This is a genomic window from Mesorhizobium sp. M7A.F.Ca.ET.027.03.2.1 (assembly GCF_003999175.1).
In the GTDB taxonomy this organism is placed as follows: Bacteria; Pseudomonadota; Alphaproteobacteria; order Rhizobiales; family Rhizobiaceae; genus Mesorhizobium.
The window spans coordinates 1-1,035 of sequence record NZ_RZOM01001504.1 but is presented as its reverse complement, the minus strand read 5'-3'; the positions used below and the strand labels follow the sequence as shown (position 1 = coordinate 1,035).

General features: G+C 63.0%; 1 protein-coding gene and 1 pseudogene. Both read left to right on the top strand.

The genetic code is table 11. The features are described from left to right. A partial coding sequence (gene lpxA, locus EN750_RS35990; RefSeq protein ID WP_127399395.1) for an acyl-ACP--UDP-N-acetylglucosamine O-acyltransferase occupies positions 1 to 706 on the top strand: 706 nt, incomplete at its 5' end. Continuing rightward, positions 678 to 1,035, top strand: a pseudogene (locus tag EN750_RS35985) (DUF1009 domain-containing protein); the annotation flags it as partial. The gene lpxA and the pseudogene EN750_RS35985, both read left to right, overlap by 29 nt.

Genomic DNA, 1,035 nt, shown 5'->3' with positions numbered 1-1,035 from the left:
GGTCAGTCATGTCTCGGTGATGGGCGCGACGTCGATCGGCGCCTCGACCAAGGTCTATCCGATGGCGACATTGGGCGCACCGCCGCAGAACACCAAGCACAAGGGCGGTCGCACCACCTTGGTCATCGGCAGGAACTGCACGATCCGCGAAGGCGTGACCATGCATCTCGGCACCGATTCCAGCCGCGGCGAGACGACGGTCGGCGACAATGGCAATTTCCTTGCCTACGCCCATATCGCCCATGATTGCGTCGTCGGCAACAATGCGACGTTCGCCAATGGCGCAACGCTGGGCGGCCACTGCGAGGTCGGCAACAATGTCTATATCGGCGGCCTGACCGCAGTGCATCAGTTTGTCCGCATCGGCGACAACGCCTTTCTCGGCGGCTGCTCCGCGATCGTCGGCGATGTCATCCCCTTTGCCATAGCGGTCGGCAACCGCGCCAGCCTACGCGGCCTCAACATCATCGGCCTCAAGCGCTCCGGCCTGCCAAGGTCCGAAATCCTTGTGCTGCGCAAGGCTTACAGGATGATCTTCGATCGTTCCCGCACCGTTGGCGAGAACATCGAGTTCGCCAAGGCGGAGTTCGCGTCGTCGCCGACCGCCATGAAGATCATCGATTTCATCACCAGTCGCGGCAAGCGGCACTATGCTGTGCCGTCGCTCAAGGGCGGCGATGGCGACGATGTCGATGACGAAGACTGAGACAGCGGCTGCGCGTCTTGATCTTCCGCCGGGCTCCAGGGTCGGCATCATTGCCGGCGGCGGCAGTCTGCCGGTCGAAGTCGCGGCCGGTTCGGCTGAACAAGGTTATCCGCCCTTCGTCATCCTGATGGAAGGCGAGGTGGACCGCATCGCGGAACTCTCCCGATACGATCACGAAAGCCTCGCTCTGGAAGGTATAGGCTCGCTCGTCCCTTTGCTGCGGCGGCACCGGATCACCCATCTGGTGCTTGCAGGCGAGATCAAGCGCCGGCCGCGATTGCTTGCGCTGCGCCCCAGTCTCAGCCTGCTCGCGGTGATTCCTTTGGTCG